General features: G+C 39.6%; 1 protein-coding gene. It reads right to left on the minus strand.

Annotated features, from left to right (window positions below; all coding sequences use genetic code 11):
* Nucleotides 1-828 (minus strand): IS5 family transposase (locus JCM10550_RS16490; RefSeq protein ID WP_062400726.1); only part of this gene is annotated, 828 nt, incomplete at its 3' end.
* Nucleotides 829-934: the final 106 nt, after the last annotated feature.

Below are 934 nucleotides of genomic sequence, written 5' to 3' on the forward strand. Positions count from 1 at the left end.
TTTGATCTTAATTTCTTTGACCTGAGACCGATATTCTCGTGCCTTCAGTTCTTCTCCAAATCTTCTTTTAATGACTGAGAATGCTGTTTCAACTTTATTTCTTTCACGATATCGTTCATCATCGAAGTCAGAATACATCTCTTGTCGATATTTACCCGAATGAATCTTTCCCTTCCATTTTCTGACAGGTATCAGCGAATTTGCGCCGATTTCTTCCCTTATTTGTCGATGGATGTCCTCTGAATCGTATCCTCTATCCATAACAAAGCACTCGGATTTCCGTATCCTTTGAGTTTGTCTGAGCAGTTTTTGTGCATGTTTTGTGTCATGTACTGGCTTCCGAGAGATCTTGACAGCCAGAATCACCTGTTTATTTGTATCAACTGAAATCGATGTTTTCAGAAAGGTCTTTCGCATCTTTCCTGTTCGCCATGAGTAATAGTGGCTGGCGTAAGAACTGGTGAACCCAGAAGAATCAATCGCGGTTGTTGGAATAATTTCTCCATGAGAATAAAACAGTTTTAGGGTTCCATTCAGGATTTTCGTAAAATATATTGACGGAACCCGTTTCATGAATTTTTGGATTGTTGAGTAATGGGGTACCTGACTCAACTGAAGTATCTCTTTGATTTTACCTGTTAGATCAATGAGGTCGATTGTATTTCGATAGTCATTACCAGTGAGTTCACGAAAGAGAAGAATAGACATGAGTTGGGGGGGCTGAGTATAGGTTTTACGAGAGAATTTGCAGGAATAGAGCGGCAAATGGGATGAACGAAGGACTGAGACGATACAGTTGATAAGATTGATATAGTGATTCGTTGACATTGTTTCTGCTCCTTGTGCTTGGTTTGGTTACTTACACAAGGAGCGACGATTTTATGGATTTTTCCTCTTTGACAAATGAACATTCAATAGGGTTTCAACAGAGCCG

The organism is Methanogenium cariaci JCM 10550, assembly GCF_001315945.1.
GTDB lineage: Archaea > Halobacteriota > Methanomicrobia > Methanomicrobiales > Methanomicrobiaceae > Methanogenium > Methanogenium cariaci.